Raw genomic sequence first — 17,809 nt, forward strand, 5'->3', positions numbered from 1 at the left:
GCATGACGTCTGCCCGACAACTATTCCCCGCGGCCTCTCTTTGGCTAAATGCCGTCCATGCCCCCCACGCGCCTGATCCGTTCTCCTCCCGCGGAGGTTTTCGCTTTTCCGCCGCGTCCTCCGGTTTCCCCGTTCACCCCCCGGAAACTTGCACGGCCATCCTCCTTTTCCTGCTCCGTCATTCCCACTGCTTCGGCCTCCCCCATAGCTTCACCATCCTTTTTTGTTCCTCTTCGTCGGCACGGTAATAATCCTCAAACATATCCTCCGTCCACCATACATATTCTCCCTTTCCGTTCGTCTCCCACGCAGTTTCCTGCTGTCCCCGAATCTCCCCCGCTACCATGTCCGAAAACAGCAGGTCGTCATGCTTTCCCGGAATTGCGTCCGGCCGGCCTCGTTCGTCATATACGAATGTCAGCGCTTCCCGCAGCGTCGGGATGTCGTGGAATAATTCCGTATGGTTGTTGATGCTGTCTATCTCCCGGTCAATAATCAGCGGGCGCGTATTCCCGTCCGTTTTCCATCCATATTTTTCTTCGATGGTTTTTTTGTAATCGTCATATTTCCTTCGTACATACTGCTTCGGATACCCCAGTCGTTGCAGCTCCTCGATGGGCGCGGTATTAAAATTCATTTCCACGCCGATCAACGCGCCGTTGTAATATTTCCCAAGGCAGTAAAGCTGGTAGGTAAACGGCCTCGATTCGTTCACCTGCATGTGCAGGGTCGCCACCCGCTCGCCGCTCGTATTGTCAAGCACCGTTGCCGCATAAAAATCCTTTCCTTCTCCCTTCGTATCCGCGCCGATCACATACGGCACGCCCGCCTTCGGCGCCGTATAGAACCGGATGTCCGTTCCCCTCCCCAGGCGGAACCCCTCAATCCTGTCCCGGCTGTCCGCGTCATGCCAGCGAATATGGAAGCTCCCTTGCAAAGGCGGTTTCTCCTCCTGCCGTTTCATAAGCTCTGCGATCCGTTCCGTCACACGCCTGTTGTCGAATACGGGCCGCCCGCTCATCAGGAACGCTTCCTCCGGACAGGACGGATACTCCTGCCGGAAGATGTCTTCGTTCCCCCGGCAGTTGTTTTTCAGGCACCACCGCCGCCACGCAAGCTGTTCGTCCGAAAGTCCATACGTCCTCTTCAGCCGCTCCTCCTCTTTTGTAGGATGAAGCCCTTCCGCAGGCATCGCATATTCCCCGTGTTCCCACCATGCACAAAATACGGGCACAAAATCGTTCTTTCCCGCCACCGCCGCATCCCAGATATCCTTAAAATCGTCATATCCGTTTGCCGTGGATTCGATCACCACCATCGTGTTCGCCTCGTTCGGCACCGCCTGCAAAAGCCCGGTAAGGATTTCCGCTTTATCTTTCGGCCAGAATGCGTATTCTGAAATATGCAGGTTCTGGAACGTATCCGAACGCCCAATGCTTCCGTTCCCCGCCGTCATACACTTGATCGAGCTGTTCCCGTCCGCAAAATCGAAAACCAGTTCCTTCGCGTTGCTCGCCAAAAGCTGCGGCTTGAGCGCTGGCTCAAGATGCTCGTAATACCGTTTGCTCATGCGGAACAGGTTGTTCGTCGCCGCAATCTCGTGGGTCACGATGCCGCTCGAAATGTTCGCCTGCGTCACCGTGTCCTTGAAGATCATTCCTTCCGTCAGGGTAGAAAACCCCATCTGCCGCGCCTTAAGGATGATCGCGCGGATCGGTCTTCCTTTCCGGTATTGCCGCGCGATCGCGCCATATAGCTTCATCTGCGCCGCATTCAGCTTGAAATCGATAAGCCTCGCCTTCTTATCGCGTATTTTCAGGTTCTGCTCGATAAACGCTTTCGTGTTAATCAAAACTTTTCTCCCATCATCTCTTTCAGTTTCGCCTCAAGCGAAAGGTCGCCCGTCACTTCGACCGCCCGCTCGGATTTATCCTTCCAGCCGAAATTTTTCAGGGCAAATACATCCCCGCCGTTTCCCCGGGCAATCAGGCGCTTTTCATATGCGTTTTCGATCTTCATCTTCGCGCGGCGCACTACGTCTCCATATCCGTCCCGCTTCTGGTAATTAAGCAGCGTCTCGCGCGACGTGTCGAGCGCCAGCGCGAGTCCCGTCACAGTCAGCGGTTCTCCCGTTTTCTCGCATTCCTCGAAATATGCGTCCACCTTCTCCTGCAATGCCTTTACACTTCTGAATTTTAGCTTTCGTCCCATATTTTCTTCCACTCTCGTTCCTCCTTTTTTTGATCTTCCGTTTTCTTTTGGCGCCCAATCCCCGGGATTTCCCCGCGCCCAATGAGCGCCATGCACAACACCCCTGCCATCACTGCCGCTAAAATTTTTTTCATCTTCATTTTCCTTCTCCTCCCGTTTTCCCGCATAAAAAAAAGCCCCCAAGGAGCTTCCTTCACTTCTTCCATACTAGCATTTTACCATAAATTCCCCGCCGTTTCCCCGACCTCTTCGCGACATCTTTTCCCGCATGCGGTCTCAGGCCAATTAAAAAGCCGCCGGAACGAATAGATTCCCGGCGGCTCTGCCGATCGTTATTTTATCCCGCGGATCACTTCGCGCCCCATATACGGCCGCAGTGCGTCCGGCACCTTGATGCTGCCGTCCGCCTGCTGGTAGTTTTCCATGATCGCAGCGACCGTGCGTCCCACGGCAAGCCCGCTGCCATTGAGGGTATGCACATATTTCAGCGAACCATCGCTGTCGCGGAAGCGGATGTTCGCGCGCCGTGCCTGGAAATCCTCAAAGTTCGAGCAGGACGAAATTTCCACATAGCGCCCATAGCTCGGCATCCATACCTCAATATCATATGTTTTCGCGGACGAGAACCCGAGGTCGCCGCCGCACAGCAGCACCACACGGTACGGAATCTGCAATATCTGGAGGATGCTCTCCGCGTTTGCCACCAGCTTTTCAAGCTCGAGATAGGATTCCTCCGGGCGGGTAAACTTCACCAGCTCCACCTTGTTGAATTGGTGCAGGCGGATAAGCCCCTTGGTGTCGCGTCCCGCGCTGCCCGCCTCCGCGCGGAAGCACGGCGTATAAGCGCAGCGGTAAATGGGAAGCTCCTCCCCGTCGATAATGGATTCGCGGTACATATTCGTAACCGGGACCTCTGCCGTCGGGATAAGGTACAGGTCCGTGTCCTCGATGTGGTACATATCCTCCGCAAATTTCGGAAGCTGCCCCGTACCCTCCATGGATTTCTGGTTTGCCACGAAAGGCGGGATCACCTCGGTATATCCATTCTGCTCGGTATGCGTGTTCAGCATAAAATTCATAACCACGCGCTCAAGGCGCGCGCCCAGCCCTTTATAGAACACAAAACGGCTCCCCGCGACCTTCGCTCCAATCTCCGGGTCAAGGATTCCGAGGTCGTGCCCAATATCCCAGTGCGCCTTCGGCTTGAAATCAAATTTGGTCGGCTCGAGGAATTTACGAACCTCCTTGTTGTCGCTGTCGTCCGTGCCCGCCGGAACGCTCGCGTCCGGGCGGTTCGGGATCGTCATCATCAGTTGGTTCAAATGCGCCGACATGATCTGCAGCTCCGCGTCGTAATCCTTGATCTGTGAAGCGAGCACCTTCATCTCCATCATGATGCCCGTAACATCCTCCCCCTTTTTCTTCATCATGGGGATTTCTTTAGAGATCCTGTTGCGTTTTGCTTTCAGCTCCTCCACCTTTGTCATCATCGCGCGGCGCTCTTCGTCCAGCTTCATGACCGCGTCAAGCTCGATCTGTTTGCCCCGCTTTTTGAGCGCGTCCGCAACTGTCTTGAAATTATCGCGCAATACTCTTAAATCCAGCATAGTAAACTACCCCTTTTGGTAATAAATTGATATTCTTTTTTGTATTTTTTCTCGATATGCACAGGGCCGGTCCGCTTTCTCGGTATAGCATACGCCCTCAAAGGCCTGCTTGATGCCGCGCCCCTTTCAGGCGGTTGTTCCTCCTTCCGCAAAAAAGGTCGGCGCCCGTCGTCACATCTTGTTCGGCGCCTTGATTCCCAACAGCCTGAGGCCTGTCTTCAGCGTATCCTTCACCGCCTGCGTAAGCGCCACGCGCGCCTTCGTCTGCGCCGCGTTATCGTCAATGATCCTGTATTCATAATAATACTTGTTGAACGCCTGGGCAAGGTCCAGGAGGTAGCGCGTCACATAAAACGGCTCGTTCTTCTCGCTTGCCGCCACAAGCGTCTGCGGGAAGGAGGCAAGCAGCTTCAGGACCGCAAACGCGTCGTCGTTTTCCAAAACCGTAAGGTCCGCCTGCGCGCCCGTATCCTCGTGCCGCGCAAGCACGGAGGCGCACCGCGTGTGTGTATACTGCACATACGGGCCCGTTTCCCCGTCGTAATTCAACACCCGGTCAAAGGAGAACGTGATGTCCTTGATACGGCTTTGCGATAACGTCGAAAAGATCACCGCGCCGATGCCGATATCAGACGCGGCCTTTTTCTTGTCGGCAAGTCCGGGATTCTTCTCCTCGATCACCGCCAGCGTTTTTTCCACCGCCTTTTTCAGTACGTCCTCGAGCAGTACGATCTTGCCCTTGCGGGTAGACATCGTCCCGTCCTCGAGCGACACCATCCCGAACGCCACATGTTCGCAGCCGTCCGCCCACGCGTGGCCCATCTTCTTCAGCACAGCAAACAACTGCTTGAAATGCAGGTTCTGCTGGTATGCTACCACATACAGGTTCTTATAAAAGTCATACGTTTTCTTACGGTATTCCGCCGCCGCAAGGTCGCGCGTCGCATACAGCGTCGTGCCGTCCGATTTCAAAATGATCGCCGGGGGCAGCCCCTCCTCGTCGAGACGCACCACGAAGGCCCCTTCGCTCTGCTCGAGCAGGTTCTTCTCCCGCAGCTCATCCAAAACCGCCGGGATTTTGTCATTATAAAAGCTTTCGCCCGCAAAGCTGTCGAACTGTACGTCCAAAAGCTCGTATACGCGCTTTGCCTCGCGCAGCGTGAGTTCCTTGAACCATCCAAAGATACGCAGCGCTTCTTCGTCCCCATCCTCGATCTTTTTGAACCACGCCCGTCCCTGTTCGTTCAGGCTCTCATCCTGCTCCGCTTCCTCATGGAAGCGCACATACAGCTTCAGCATAGCAGATACGGAATCCCGGTTGATCTCGTCGTCGTTTCCCCACATCTTATAGGCTGCGATCAGTTTGCCGAACTGTGTTCCCCAATCGCCGAGGTGGTTCACGCCCACCACGTTATAGCCAAGGTGCTGATATATCTTATACAGCGCGCTGCCAATGGCCGTGCTCGAAAGATGGCCGATATGAAACGGCTTTGCGATATTGACGGAAGAATAATCGATCACCACCGTCCTGCCCGCGCCAATCTCCGACCGTCCCCAGTCTTCCCTGGCTTTCCCAAGCATTTGGAGCACGCTTTCCGCATAGAATTTCCTGTCGTAAAAGAAATTAAGGTATCCGCCCGTCACTTCCGCGCGCGCCACAAAATCCGGCGCCTCGATTTTTTCCGCCAGCTCCTGCGCGATCACCGGCGGCGCTTTTCGCAGCTCCTTTGCAAGCTTGAAACACGGCAGCGCCGCGTCGCCCATCTTCGGGTCGGGCGGCGTTTCTATCATTTCCAGAACCTCGCCTGCGGGAAGTCCCGCCGCTGCTGCAATTGTTTCCGCAAGTGCGGTTTTCAAATCCATTTCCATTCCTCCGGTACATTTCACAATAACTTTAAATATATCATAAAGGCGCGGTTTTATCAATGCGCGCGTTATGATATAATGAGCAAAGATTTACGAATATTAAGGGGGCATTTATGAAGATTGGACTGAAACGTTTCCTGTTTTTATTGCCGTTCCTCGCGGCGGCGGTTGTATTTTTGGTGCTTTCTGCAAAATGAGGCGCATTTTTTCCGTATTGCTTGCGGCCTGTTGTCTTTTCGCGTTTACCTCCTGTGCCCCCGCACAGAAAACCAGTGAGATTTTCGCGATGGATACCTTCATCATCCAAACGGCCTATACGGATAACGGCGACGTCCTCCGCCAAAACAATGAAATCGCCCGCAGGCTTGAGGACGAAATGTCGCGCACCATCAAAACAAGCGATGTCTGCAGGCTGAACGCCGCACCTGGGCAGGATGTGGAGGTTTCAGGCGAAACGGCGGAAGTGCTGGCTGTCTCGCTCGAAGCGGCTGCGGATACCGGCGGGGCGTTTTCGCCCGCGCTCGGCAGCGTCATTGCCGCGTGGGGCTTCGGCACCGAAAATGCGCATGTACCGGAAGAAGCGGAGCTTGCTTCCGCGCTCGCAGCTGCGGATTACCGCACGGTAACGCTCGATGGGAATACCGTGAACACGGGCGGCGCGATGATCGACCTTGGCGCCGCGGTCAAGGGCTATGCGCTTGATAAGGCCGCCGAAAACCTGAAGGCAGGCGGCGTTGAGTCCGCCATCATCTCCTTCGGCGGAAGCATTTACGCCCTCGGGAAAAAGCCGGATGGGAACAGTTACAAAATCGGCATCCGCGACCCGGAGGGCAGTGAGAACGATTATATGGCGACGATCCTGCTCGACGGGAAATTCGTTTCGACCTCCGGCACGTATGAGCGCGGCTTCACAGAGGATGGTGCCTATTACGACCATGTGCTCGACCCCAAAACAGGATACCCCGTAGATAACGGCCTCGTGGCGGCGACGGCCCTCTGTGAAAGCGGTATCCTTTCGGATATCTATTCCACGGCCCTGCTTGTGATGGGTGCGGAAAAAGGCGTTGCTTTTGCGGAGGAACGCGGGATAGACGCGCTTTTCCTCACCGGGGATAAGCGGATCGTCACTACGGACGGCTTCGCGGAAAAGTACGGGCTTACGGTCAAAAACAGGGAATACAGCCTCGACTGACTCTTTTCCGGGTGTGTCCGGCCCCGTTCAGGATGTATTTCCGCCAGGCGGATAAAAAGCTATGCAAAAAAAACTGGTTACCAAAAGCGATATCATCTTCACTGTGGTCATTGCCGCAGCCGTTCTTTTGGTATGGTTTTTTACCCTGCCGCGTGCGGAGGGCAAAACGGTGGTCATCCGCCGGGGCGGAGAAACCGTAGCCATCCTGCCGCTTACGGAAGATACGACCTGTGAGGTGGACGGGCTTTATCATAATGTTTTCGAAATCGAGGGAGGCTCCGTGCGCGTTGCGGAGACGGACTGCCCGAACCGCCAATGCGAAAAAACGGGAAACATCTCCCGCGCTGGCGAGGCTATTGTGTGTGCGCCCAATGGCGTGACCGCGACGATCACGGGAGGGGAGGCGGATGTCGATGGCATTACAGGATCATAAAACCTCGCGCTTCGTGCTCGCGGCAGTGTTATGCGGCATTGCGCTCGCGCTGTCCCTGCTCGACGGCGCAGTCTCTTCCCTTTTGCCCCTTCCCGGCCTCAAGCTCGGCCTCGCGAACGTGGTATCCCTGTTTGCGCTTTGCTGTCTCGGCCTTCCATGGGCCCTGCTCATCTGCCTTGTGCGCAGCCTGCTGGCTGCAATGCTCTCCGGCAACATGGCCATGCTGTTTTTCTCGCTCGCAGGCGGGCTCGTTTCCATCCTGATTATGTATTTTGCGTTAAAGCGCCTGTCCGTCATCAAGGCAAGCGTTCTCGGCGGCATTTCCCATAACCTGATGCAGCTTGCCTGTGCGGCCCTTCTGACCGCCACCCCCCAGGTCTCCTATTATTTGCCGGTGCTCGTCCTTACGGGGACAATGTGCGGTTTTTTCGTGGGCGTGCTGTGTGCGCTCGTCTTCCGGCGGATACGATTTCCCTTTGCGGCCGTTTCGTCAAAATAGAATCTTTTTTGAAATATGACTCAAAAGGTTCCCTTTTTGTTGTATAACAGATCTGTCAAATTAAATTCTTTTGTGGATGGAGCATATTATGAAAAAAATTTTTTGTGTGTGTTTTGTCCTCTTGGATGATTACAAAGATTCCCATTCTCTTGCAGTTAATATAGCTGTTGAATCTGCTAGAAAATGGATTGATGACTATAATTATGTAAAAGCATATGATATTTTAGAACCACTTACTGAGACAGTGAAGCGGGACAACTAATGGACGAATTGATGGCGTTAGTCAATGAGCGTGGATGGCTGCGCGGAAACGACGGTCCTTTCGATTATAATGATGGTCACTGGTAGGGCCGCGCATGGGTTGCTGACTATTAACAGTTGGAACAGAAGGAAGGCCCGTCAATGGCGGGCCTTCCTTCACACTATCTTCCCTTTCAGCCGCCCGATCTCGCCGCCGGAAAGCCCAATCGCCTCGAGATAGCCCTCTGCCGCACCATATTTCCCGGCAATATGCTCCATCAGCTTTTGCATATATTCGGGCTTCGAGCGGAACACGTAATCCGGCACGTTTACGCCCGCCTTTTCGACCATCCTGCGCTGTTTTTCAAACATATCCTTCATATAGGTTTCGGAAACCGCATAGTCCGCAAGGACCGCGTCGTCCGCCACCCCCGCAAGCTTCAAAACCAGCATGGTGATGATGCCCGTGCGGTCTTTTCCCGCCGTGCAGTGGTAAAGGGTCACGCCCTCTTCCCCTGCCATATTGGCAAAAATTTCTTTGAGGCCGTCTTTGCTGTTTTCCACAAGGCCGATATACATCCCGCCCATGTCGTCCGGCAGTTTTCCAAGCATCGCTTCCGACTGAATATGGTCGAGGAGCGGAACGTGGAGCCGCTTGATCCGTTTTTTATCGATATGATCGGGATGCAGGAATGCCTCATTGTTCCCGCGCACGTCGATTACAAGCCTCACTCCGTAGCCGTCCAGATATTCCTCATCCTCTTTTGTCAGCCCATGCAGGCTGTCTCCGCGCAAAAACGCCTTATACTTTGTTGTCTTTCCGTCTTCCGTAGGATATCCGCCGAGGTCGCGTACATTGTGCGCACCCGCCAGCGGCAGCGGCTTCGATACATTCATTTTCCAAACCTTCCTTTACGTGCTATAATCTGCACATGGATTATTTTGTCGTTTACTTTCTGGCAATCAATCTGGTTGCCTTTACCGTCTGTTGTTATGATAAACGCGCCGCACAGCGTTCTAAACGCCGTATCCCGGAAAAAACATTGTTTTTGTTGTCCGCCGTCGGCGGGGCCTACGGTATGCTGCTTAGTATGCTCGGATGCCGGCATAAAACGCGGCATCCCTCTTTTATGATCCTCGTACCGCTTTTCTGCGTACTCTGGGCGGTGCTGACCGCATTATTTCTAAAATATATTGCATAAAGGAAACGAAGCGCGATCCCCGCGTTCTGCAAACTATGATCCGAATAAATTCCGGATTTATCTTCTCCGCGAAAGCAGAAACAGCCGCAGAAAGGACAGGAAGGACGCTAGCATCGCCGCCACATACGTCATAGCCGCGGCGGAAAGCATGCGTTTTGCTTCCGTCTGCTCCTGTACGGTCAGCACCCCGGAAGCAGAGATGTTGGCCATCGCCCGCTTGCTGGCGTTGAACTCCACGGGCAGGGTGACGAGCTGGAAAATCACGACCGCAAAATACACCCATGCGCCGATATCCACCAGCACTTCCAGCCCGGGGACCCGGGCGGAAAATAAAATCCCGATCAGGATCAGCGGAAACGCAAGCTTTGTCGCAAAATTTACCACTGGAACGATTGCGTTCCGTATCCGCATCGGTCCATATTTCTTATCTTTCTGCAGCACATGCCCGCATTCGTGCGCGGCGATGGAAACGGCAGCGATCGAATGCTTCGCATAAACGCCTTCCGAAAGGTTCACCGTGTTATTGCGCGGATCGAAGTGATCGGTCATATCCCCCGCGACAGGCCTCACAGCCACACCGTCGACGCCGTTTTGCCGCAGCATGGATTGTGCGAACTCACGGCCCGTCACGCCGCTTTTCGCCGGAATCTGCGAATACTTCTTATATGCGTTGCTGACACGTGCCTGCGCCCAGATCGTAATAATAAATGCCGGAATCAGAATAAGCCATGTCCAGTCAAACCACAATGGAAAAAACATCTTTTCTCCCCTTCGTTTCTTTTTTTATTATAATAACATGATAATAACACGTATTTATGAATTATTCATAAACTTTGGCCGCCTCCGCGAAACGCTGCGCTTGCGCACAATCCACGGGAACAGCGACAGGTCCGTATGGGTCAACGTATCCGCATCCATACCAGCTCCCGCGCATACGCCGGAATACGCCTGCATATTGATTGTTGGCGGCGCCCTTCCGCGGCGTCCTTTTAAAGGCAAACAAAAAAGGGGATGTCCTCCCCCTGTCCGGATGTTTGGAATACGAATATTCCAGAACTGCAGCCTTCTTTAGCCCAGCCCGGAAAATCGATTATGGCTGGCTGTATCCTCTGCCGAAGCGGCTCCTATAGAATGGAAAGCGGCACCACGGAGGCAATGCTTGCCCCGCCCACGTCCAGGTGGTCAATATAGACCTCCACCTCAAACGACCGTTCCATGTTCTCGCAGTTGATGACGTCTGCGCTTTCCCCGAATATATATCTCCCAGACTTATCCAGCAACAGCGCCTGATTCGAGATTTTGAGCGCATGATCGGGATAGTGCGTATTGAACACGCAGGAGATTCCCTGTTCCGCCGCCAGACGCTGGATAATATCCAGTATAATCAGCTGGTTTTTGAAATCGAGGTTCGATTCCGGCTCGTCGAGCACAAGCATGGAGGGCTGTGTGGTAAGTGCGCGCGCAATGAGGATCATCTGCAGCTCACCGCCGCTCATCTGGGAACACAGCTTTCCGCACAGGCGCGAGACTCCCACCATCTCAATCGCTTCCCGCGCCAGCTCGAGATCCTTTTTTTTCGGCTGCTGCATCATACCGAGGTGCGCGCACCGCCCAAGCACCACCATTTCCTCGGCAGTATACATCAGCGCGTTGCCCTTTGCCTGCGGCACATAAGCGATCCTTTTCCACAGCTCCCGCACCGGGATATGGTGGATGTTTTTCCCGTCGATACGGCTTTCTCCTTTTCTCCAGTGAAGCAGTCCCATCATACACCGGAGCAGCGTGGTCTTTCCCACGCCGTTCGGCCCGAGTACGGAAAGTATCTTTCCCTCCGGCACCCGGAAATTCAGGTTGCGCAGTATTTCATTGCCGCTGCCATAGCCGAAGCATCCGTTCGCAACTTCAAAGATCATAAATTAGACCCTCCCGTCTTTTTGAGCAGGATAATAAAGAACGGCGCGCCGATCACCGATGTCAGGATGGAGATCGGTATTTCCGCCGCGGTCGCGCTGCGCGCCACGGTATCCATAACCAACAGGAACACCGCTCCGAGGCTGATGCTCGCCGGAACGATATTCTGGTTGTTGCTGCCAAAGAGCATACGGCAAATATGGGGAATCAAAAGCCCTACCCAGCCAACCTGTCCGCACATGGAAACGCAGGATGCTGTTATCATCGTCGCCGCAAGTGCCACGATGACCCGCATCACGCGGATATTTACGCCCATCGTCTTCGCTTCATCCTCGCTGAGCATCAATACATTGAGTTTCCACCGCAGGACGAAAATGATCGCGATCCCCACAGCAATAAACGGCGCGCCCAGCGCAAGGCTGTTAAAGTTGGTGTTCGCCAGACTGCCCATCAGCCAATAGGTAATGGCCGGAAGCTGCGATTCCGTATCTGCGATGAATTTAATGATCGATATCCCCGCTTCAAACAGGGAAGCGATGACCATACCCGAAAGGATGACCATCACTGTGCTCGCCCCGCTTTTCTGGCGGCTGATGAGATATGTCATCAGTACGGCGGCAAAGCCGACTGCCAGCGCAGAGACCTGTACCGTAATCAGCCCCAGGCCCAGCAAAAGCGCGAGGGCGGCTCCAAAGCTGGAGCCTGCCGCCACGCCCAGGGTATCCGGCGTTGCCAGCGCATTCGAGAAAATGCTCTGGAACGCCGCGCCGGATACTGCCAGTCCCGCCCCGCACAGCACCGCAAGGATGATCCGCGGCAGCCGCACGTTAATCAGCACGCTGTATATCTGTGGATCTACGCTGTCCGGACCATGTGCCGCGATATCAAACAGGTTCGCCACGATCTCGCCCGGCCCCATAGACATACGCCCAATCCCCATACAGGCGATTGCCGTCACAACGGGCAGGAGTATCAATATGATATTTCTGAAAACATGATTCTGTTTCAGGCTTGCCATAGATTAGAATGCCGCCACCGATTCCGGTGTCGGGTTCAGGATCAGATCCACCTGGTCGTCCGTAAGCTCAAGGCCGTAGAACCCGCTGTAATAATCCTTGATCTCCTGTTCGATATCAAGGTCTTCAAACAGCTCGGGATACATTTGTTTCGCCATCCACTGGAGCATCAGCGGGGAGTCGGAGGATGGCGGGAACCAGTAATACATCCCCAGCGGGATTTTGTATACGCGCTTATCCTGCACTGCCTTGATGCCGCTCCAGTCGTGTCCGTCCGCAGCCGTGTTGTTGTAAAGGTCCTCCGGCGTGTAGGCCGAGAAGCTATTGAGGAACAGCACGTCCGGGTTCCATTCGTAGATTTGCTCCATGTTCACTTCGCCCACGAATGCTCCCACGTCATAACCGAGGTTTTTACCGCCGGTAGAGGTGATCCAGTAGTTCGCGAAGCTGGTGCCGCCCGCAGTGATCGCGGATTCATTATAGTTGGAGAGGATCAACGTATTCGGATATTCCTCTTCCGGAATTTCCGCCAGCTTGTCCGCGACAGTTTTCTGCACTTCCTCGCCGTATGCGATAATGCCGTCGGCCCTGTCGGACGGTCCCATAACTTCCTTCATCAGTTCGATCCACGCGTTGAAAGTGTCGATCGTATTGTAATCGTCAAAGAGCGTGGTCGAGAAGCCGACTGCCGGAATACCGGCGGCCTCGAGCGCGTCATAATTCGCCGTTACGTCCGCATTATAGAATACCACGTCCGGATCGAGCTTGATGAGTTCTTCCATGTTGATGTCGTCGCCGCTGGCCCAGCCGTCCGGCAGGTCTTTCAGGCCCGGATACGCTTCCCCGAGAATGGAATTTACCGCCGCGTTCTTGGAATCCGGATGGATGCCGACAAGCCCGTCCGAAGACCCCATGAACATGCAGTATACGGACGTAAGGGGCGTAAGCCCGCCGATGGCCACGCGCTCCACCTTCTCAGGCAGCACAACTTCATGACCGGCGTGGTCGGTAATGGTTCTTGTTCCCTCCGCTTCTTCCGAAGCCGCCGCTTCCGCGCTTTCAGAGGGCTGTGCAGACGCGCTCTCCGCAGGCTCCTGCGAGGCCGCAGGCTCAGGCTCCTGCGGGGCGCATGCCGTAAGCATGAGGGACAAACACATCAGGACAGCAAGCAGTATCGCTATACTTTTCTTCATTTCTTTACCTCTTTTCTTTAAAATATTGTAAGGATAGGATTATCCTTGGATGCGTTTTACAAGTTCTTTTATATGATCCCCAATAAACGGGATGCATTCATTCCAGTGCAGCTTGCTCGACACCGCCGGGCTCGGAAAATCCACGAACCTCGTGCGGCTGCCCGGTTCAAGCAGCGCCTTCAGCATGGGGTCGCCGATCACGATATCGTAACCGGCATTCACCTCCGCCGCAATTTCCGCCTCGCCCGCCGCCTGCAGGTCGCCCGGCTGCATAAGCTCGGCATTCGGGGTAAATAGCCCCGCTGCGGTCGCTCCTTCAAATCCATAGTCCCGCACAAGGCAGCGGTGAATAGAATCGGAGATCACCTTCTCTCCCAGGATCAGCGCCTGTTTTCCCGGCTTCTCCGGAGCCGCCATACGGTTTTTCCCATCCCGGCAGGTCTGCCCAAGCAGCTCAAGCAGCTCTTCCGACGGCTTTTGCCCTACCGGAAGGCCGACGACGTAAGGGATTCCCAGCCGCTCATACATGTCGTTCGCTGCAGCCAATCCGCTCTGCGAAACAACCACATTTGCCCGCGCGCGTCCGCATGCCATAATCTCGTCCAGCGACGCGCCCATCGCAATGGATGCGCCTACCGTATAGCCCGCCCGTTCCAGAAATATGCGGATCGCTTCCGCGTTTCCGTTCGTATAGAAATCAAGCGGGGTCAGGCCAAGCAGGTTGACCCGCTTTTCCTCTGCTGCTTCCTCTTTTCCAAAACGCCTTACGAGCGCGAGAAAGGCGTCTGAAGCGCCGCTGTCGTAAAGGCGCAGGCCGGTCGTTGCAAATCCGAACGCGGGCAGGCCGGTGCGTTGTTCGATCTCGTCCGCGATCCCCTGAAAATCGGTGCCGATTACCATAGGCACGGGACTTCCGGTCACGCAGATAAATTTCGGCAGCATCTCCTCAGCCGCTTCCATGATGCGCCCGACCAGCTTTTCATCGTCGCCTAAAATAGCGTCGATTTGGCGCAGGGCCGAGCAATATACCCCGCTCGACGATCCATACCAGCGCGGCTCGTCAAAGCCCGTGTAATTTCCCGTGCATCCGCACGCATCGTGTATCACAATCATTCCGCCCAGCTCAAAGAGCGCCGAGCACACGCCCGAATAATCCGGCGCAAAGGGGGGTAGGTTCAAAGATAATTGTTTCATGTCACACCACCAATCCGCTGTCTTTCACAAGCTGCTCCAGGTCATATTCATGCCCGCATTCCCGGCGCATCTTTTCCATCATGGAAATAATGCCCGCATAACCGTAATGTCCGCCGTCCGCGGCAAGGGGCACCACATGGGGCGAGCCCGTGAAATAAGCCGCTTCAAAGCCGATACACAAATGCTGTTTGCTGCCCGCGAACTGCCCGGGCATCGAAAAATGCTCAGGCTGGAGGACCTTCACCCCGCGGTGGTTTTTCAGAATCCAATTCATATCCTCCCGTTCGACGGGCAGGCATTCGGAGGAAAAAATGGTGTCGACTCGGAAGCCGTACTCCAAAAGAAGGCGCGCAAGCCCAAAGGGACGGTAGGTCGCCGCATAGTCGATGGAAACAGGCCGCCCGGCAAGGCTTTTCAGCGTTTCCAGTATCTTGCCTTCCGCTTTTTGTTTTTCTTTTGAAAAATCCGGCGCCGGTATGCCAAGCTTTTCGCATACCCCAGCCGCATCCCGTTCAATCTCGTCAAAGGAATAACTGACCGGGAAATATCCGTAATCGATCCCCTTCCGGAGCTTCATCTGTTTCGCCGCATAAAGCGCGAGCGGGGAAGTGACGATGTTAAGTGTGCTTTTCCCCATTTCCCTGAATTCGTCAAATGTCTTGTACTGGCTGATATGCCGGGATTCGATCCCGTTTTGTCCAAGCCAGCCGATCAGCTCGTTGTCCCGCTCGATGGCGAGGTTGCTGCCAATAAAGTTTACCGCGCGGTCCTTTTGCTCCGCATCCCCGGTAAGGGAGTAAATGGTATCCTGTATCGTAACGGCGGGCGGCGCGGGGCCGTCCCCCGTAATCGGGTTCATAAAACATACGATCGTCCTCGTGTCCGGGTACTTTTCGTTGAGCGGTCCGAGGAACACCTCGTGGTCCGTTCCGAGCAGGTTGTCGATGCACGTCACAAAGATCATGAGCACGCGCGGCTGCGGATCCATTTTCCCGAGCAGCTCGTCCGCATTTTCAAGGATCAGCTGTTCATAGCTGCCCGAAACGATATCCGCCTCGCGGATCGGAAGCCACGAGATACGGTCGTCGATTTTAAGCTCCATGGAAGAAAGCATGATGTGCCGCATACATGCCGACGGGCCGACAAAGAGCTGATAACTTTCAGGAACCTGCATTGCCATGCGCACAATGCTCCAGCCGCCGCGTGCGGGGGACGAATACTGAAGGGTGGTAACGAACTCGCATCCGGATTCCCTGTCTGCGCGCGCCAAAATGCTTTTCGTGTCCCGCTCACGCATCCTTCCGTTCCTCCTTTGCGCAGATGGAAAGCACGCGGTCCGCAAGATCGAGGTATTCGCGCGCCATATCGCTTTTGGGATATGCCTCCACCACCGTTTTCTTCTGTTCCTCAGCACGCTGCACGAAACTGCTGCGGGGGATCGCCTTCACGACCTGCGTTCCCGCATCCCGCGCGAATTCTTCCACAAGCTCGTTTTCCCGCTCTACATTGCGCGCATTGAGGATCACGCCGCCAAAAGAGGCATAGCCCCGTTTCTTGAAATTTTCAATGGCAAGGGCAATATTCGCCGCTGCGTAAAGCGCCATCTTCTCGCCCGAGGTCACGACAAAAACCTGGTCCGCATAACCACCGCGGATGGGCATCGCAAAGCCCCCGCAAACCACATCGCCGAGAACGTCGTATAGAACAATGTCCGGTTTGAATATTTCATACGCTTTCAGCTCCTCCAATTTTTCAAACGCGGTGATGATCCCGCGGCCGGCACAGCCGATCCCCGGCGTAGGGCCGCCCGCTTCCACGCACAGGATGCCTCCGTAGCCCTCCTTGACAATATCGTCAAGCGTCACCGCCCCGCCTTTCTCGCGAAGCGCGTCAAGCACCGTACGCGGCCGCTCTCCTCCCGCCACATTTTGCGTGGAGTCCGCCTTGGGATCGCAGCCGATCTGCATCACCCGCCAGCCTTTTTGTGCAAAAGCCGCCGACAGGTTGGATGCGGTCGTCGATTTCCCGATCCCGCCTTTTCCATACAAGGCAATCTTAATCATTCCAGTCTTCCCTTCCATTCTCATATGTTAGCTTAAGCTAACTTTTTGGAAAATAATAAGGAGCGCCCATTTAAGTGCCCCTTTGCCCTTTTGGTTAGCTTCTGCTAACCGTTGATAACTTTATCATTTTTTCATGAACATGTCAACAGGATTTATTCTATTTTTAATTTTTTCGCGAAATTTTTTAACCGGAAAAATATGCGGCCGGTAAAAAAACGCCCGGCCACCGCGGACCGCCGCGTTTCCCTTCCGCATGTTTCAAAACTTTTCGAGCGGCACGAACTCCGGTACGCGTCCGGAAAATCTGCATACATACCGTGCGCCGCATTCCTTCATATATTCCGCCGCGTCCGCGAACCGCCAGCCGACCTTGTCCGCCACGTGCGCGTCGCTGCCTACCGTAACGACCTCGCCTCCCAGCTCGTAGAAACGCTTCAGCACACTTTTTATGGGCGTCGGCCACTCGTATACGGAATAGTTGCTGGTGTTGACCTCAATTCCCTTCCCGCGCAAGATCACGGATTTCAGGATCGCGTCCAGCAGGTCCGGAAAATCCCGGTATTCAAACGGCGTTTTCTCCTTCAGGCTGTCAATATTGGGCAGGTATTTATCCAGATATCCGATATGTCCGGCAACATCGAAATCCTCATAATGCTCGAGATCAAAAAGCATCTCCTCCAGATATTCGCGCTGCGCCTGCCGCAGCGTCTTTCCCTCGAAGCTGTCGCCGAAATATGGGTCTTTTTCCTTAATGGTATGCTGGGATGCGATCACAAAATCGAACTCCCTGCTGCCGATATACCCGGCGATCTTTTGGAGGGACCCCGGCATCAGCGATACCTCGACCCCTTTTTTGATCCCGATCCCGGGTACGCGTTCCCGCGCCTTCCTGAGCTCACGGTCGTAGAGCGCGTCGTCAAGCGTCACCATTCCCTCCTCCGGGTACGGATAGTCGATCTCCTGGTGCTCTGTAAAACAGATCTCCGCAAACCCTTTTTCCTTTGCCGCCATAGCCACGCGCACAGGGCTGTCGTACGCATCATGGGATACGTTGGAATGGATGTGGTAATCAAACATGGTGGTTCCCCGCTTTCTTCTCGCAATGCTTCTATCCTCATTATACCGGGCGGCGCGTTGTTGTCAATCGGAGCCCGGGTATGCTATACTGTACTGTAAATTATT

General features: G+C 54.6%; 21 protein-coding genes. 5 read left to right on the forward strand and 16 right to left on the reverse strand.

Annotated elements, in window-relative coordinates; translation table 11 throughout:
- Positions 1–44: 44 nt before the first annotated feature.
- The 6 genes from B1H56_RS14620 to argS all read right to left on the reverse strand — a co-directional run bounded on the left by B1H56_RS14620 (position 45) and on the right by argS (position 5,681).
- Positions 45–206 carry a hypothetical protein gene (locus B1H56_RS14620; RefSeq protein ID WP_156468708.1) on the reverse strand — a complete coding sequence of 54 codons (162 nt, stop codon included), beginning with the start codon at positions 204–206 and terminating at the stop codon, positions 45–47.
- Positions 179–1,852 (reverse strand): terminase large subunit, encoded by a 1,674-nt coding sequence (locus tag B1H56_RS10460; RefSeq protein WP_066519438.1) that lies wholly within the window; start codon positions 1,850–1,852, stop codon positions 179–181. The genes B1H56_RS14620 and B1H56_RS10460 overlap by 28 nt, the downstream gene beginning before the upstream one ends.
- Complete coding sequence (locus B1H56_RS10465; protein ID WP_066739856.1) at positions 1,849–2,223, reverse strand: terminase small subunit; 375 nt, start codon at positions 2,221–2,223, stop codon at positions 1,849–1,851. Before B1H56_RS10465 ends, B1H56_RS10460 begins: the two co-directional genes overlap by 4 nt.
- Positions 2,196–2,351, reverse strand: coding sequence for a hypothetical protein (locus B1H56_RS10470; RefSeq protein ID WP_156468709.1), 156 nt, complete (start codon positions 2,349–2,351; stop codon positions 2,196–2,198). The genes B1H56_RS10465 and B1H56_RS10470 overlap by 28 nt, the downstream gene beginning before the upstream one ends.
- Positions 2,352–2,543: 192 nt before the next feature.
- Positions 2,544–3,818 carry a serine--tRNA ligase gene (gene serS, locus B1H56_RS10475; RefSeq protein ID WP_066519442.1) on the reverse strand — a complete coding sequence of 425 codons (1,275 nt, stop codon included), beginning with the start codon at positions 3,816–3,818 and terminating at the stop codon, positions 2,544–2,546.
- A gap of 171 nt (positions 3,819–3,989) precedes the next feature.
- Complete coding sequence (argS, locus tag B1H56_RS10480; RefSeq protein ID WP_066519445.1) at positions 3,990–5,681, reverse strand: arginine--tRNA ligase; 1,692 nt, start codon at positions 5,679–5,681, stop codon at positions 3,990–3,992.
- Positions 5,682–5,877: 196 nt separating this feature from the next.
- On the opposite strand from argS, the gene B1H56_RS10485 reads away from it, so the two are divergent.
- The 4 genes from B1H56_RS10485 (at position 5,878) to B1H56_RS14625 (ending at position 8,070) form a co-directional block, all read left to right on the forward strand.
- On the forward strand, positions 5,878–6,876 hold the full coding sequence (locus B1H56_RS10485; RefSeq protein WP_066519448.1) for an FAD:protein FMN transferase: 999 nt from the start codon (positions 5,878–5,880) through the stop codon (positions 6,874–6,876).
- A 61-nt stretch (positions 6,877–6,937) separates the two neighbouring features.
- Complete coding sequence (locus tag B1H56_RS10490; protein WP_066519451.1) at positions 6,938–7,309, forward strand: NusG domain II-containing protein; 372 nt, start codon at positions 6,938–6,940, stop codon at positions 7,307–7,309.
- A complete protein-coding gene (locus B1H56_RS10495) occupies positions 7,290–7,808 on the forward strand; it encodes a Gx transporter family protein (RefSeq protein ID WP_066519453.1) in 519 nt (172 codons plus the stop codon). Before B1H56_RS10490 ends, B1H56_RS10495 begins: the two co-directional genes overlap by 20 nt.
- A gap of 88 nt (positions 7,809–7,896) precedes the next feature.
- Positions 7,897–8,070 carry a hypothetical protein gene (locus B1H56_RS14625; RefSeq protein ID WP_156468710.1) on the forward strand — a complete coding sequence of 58 codons (174 nt, stop codon included), beginning with the start codon at positions 7,897–7,899 and terminating at the stop codon, positions 8,068–8,070.
- A gap of 155 nt (positions 8,071–8,225) precedes the next feature.
- Here the strand turns inward: B1H56_RS14625 and B1H56_RS10500 are convergent, their stop codons facing one another.
- A complete protein-coding gene (locus B1H56_RS10500; RefSeq protein WP_066519455.1) occupies positions 8,226–8,945 on the reverse strand; it encodes a tyrosine-protein phosphatase in 720 nt (239 codons plus the stop codon).
- A 35-nt stretch (positions 8,946–8,980) separates the two neighbouring features.
- Between B1H56_RS10500 and B1H56_RS10505 the strand changes: the two genes are divergently transcribed.
- Complete coding sequence (locus B1H56_RS10505; RefSeq protein ID WP_082771099.1) at positions 8,981–9,250, forward strand: DUF1294 domain-containing protein; 270 nt, start codon at positions 8,981–8,983, stop codon at positions 9,248–9,250.
- Between the two features lie 57 nt (positions 9,251–9,307).
- On the opposite strand, the gene B1H56_RS10510 is transcribed toward B1H56_RS10505, so the two are convergent.
- The 9 genes from B1H56_RS10510 to B1H56_RS10550 form a co-directional block, all read right to left on the reverse strand.
- Positions 9,308–10,009 (reverse strand): zinc metallopeptidase, encoded by a 702-nt coding sequence (locus B1H56_RS10510; protein WP_066519464.1) that lies wholly within the window; start codon positions 10,007–10,009, stop codon positions 9,308–9,310.
- 54 nt (positions 10,010–10,063) lie between these two features.
- Complete coding sequence (locus tag B1H56_RS10515) at positions 10,064–10,204, reverse strand: hypothetical protein (RefSeq protein WP_162938995.1); 141 nt, start codon at positions 10,202–10,204, stop codon at positions 10,064–10,066.
- A gap of 170 nt (positions 10,205–10,374) precedes the next feature.
- A complete protein-coding gene (locus B1H56_RS10520) occupies positions 10,375–11,163 on the reverse strand; it encodes an ABC transporter ATP-binding protein (RefSeq protein ID WP_066519470.1) in 789 nt (262 codons plus the stop codon).
- Positions 11,160–12,179: a FecCD family ABC transporter permease gene (locus B1H56_RS10525; protein WP_066519471.1), complete on the reverse strand. Its 1,020-nt coding sequence runs from the start codon at positions 12,177–12,179 to the stop codon at positions 11,160–11,162. The genes B1H56_RS10520 and B1H56_RS10525 overlap by 4 nt, the downstream gene beginning before the upstream one ends.
- Before the next feature lie 3 nt (positions 12,180–12,182).
- Entirely contained in the window at positions 12,183–13,370 is a 1,188-nt protein-coding gene (locus tag B1H56_RS10530) for an ABC transporter substrate-binding protein (RefSeq protein WP_066519472.1), read from the reverse strand.
- A 39-nt stretch (positions 13,371–13,409) separates the two neighbouring features.
- Positions 13,410–14,564, reverse strand: coding sequence for a nitrogenase component 1 (locus B1H56_RS10535; protein WP_066519474.1), 1,155 nt, complete (start codon positions 14,562–14,564; stop codon positions 13,410–13,412).
- 1 nt (position 14,565) lies between these two features.
- Positions 14,566–15,861, reverse strand: a complete 1,296-nt coding sequence (locus B1H56_RS10540; RefSeq protein ID WP_066519482.1) for a nitrogenase component 1 — start codon at positions 15,859–15,861, stop codon at positions 14,566–14,568.
- Complete coding sequence (locus B1H56_RS10545; protein WP_066519484.1) at positions 15,854–16,627, reverse strand: nucleotide-binding protein; 774 nt, start codon at positions 16,625–16,627, stop codon at positions 15,854–15,856. Before B1H56_RS10545 ends, B1H56_RS10540 begins: the two co-directional genes overlap by 8 nt.
- 258 nt (positions 16,628–16,885) lie before the next feature.
- Positions 16,886–17,704, reverse strand: coding sequence for a histidinol-phosphatase HisJ family protein (locus B1H56_RS10550; RefSeq protein ID WP_066519487.1), 819 nt, complete (start codon positions 17,702–17,704; stop codon positions 16,886–16,888).
- Positions 17,705–17,809: the final 105 nt, after the last annotated feature.

Origin of the sequence: Christensenella minuta (assembly GCF_003628755.1) — a bacterium.
Taxonomy (GTDB): Bacteria; Bacillota; Clostridia; order Christensenellales; family Christensenellaceae; genus Christensenella; species Christensenella minuta.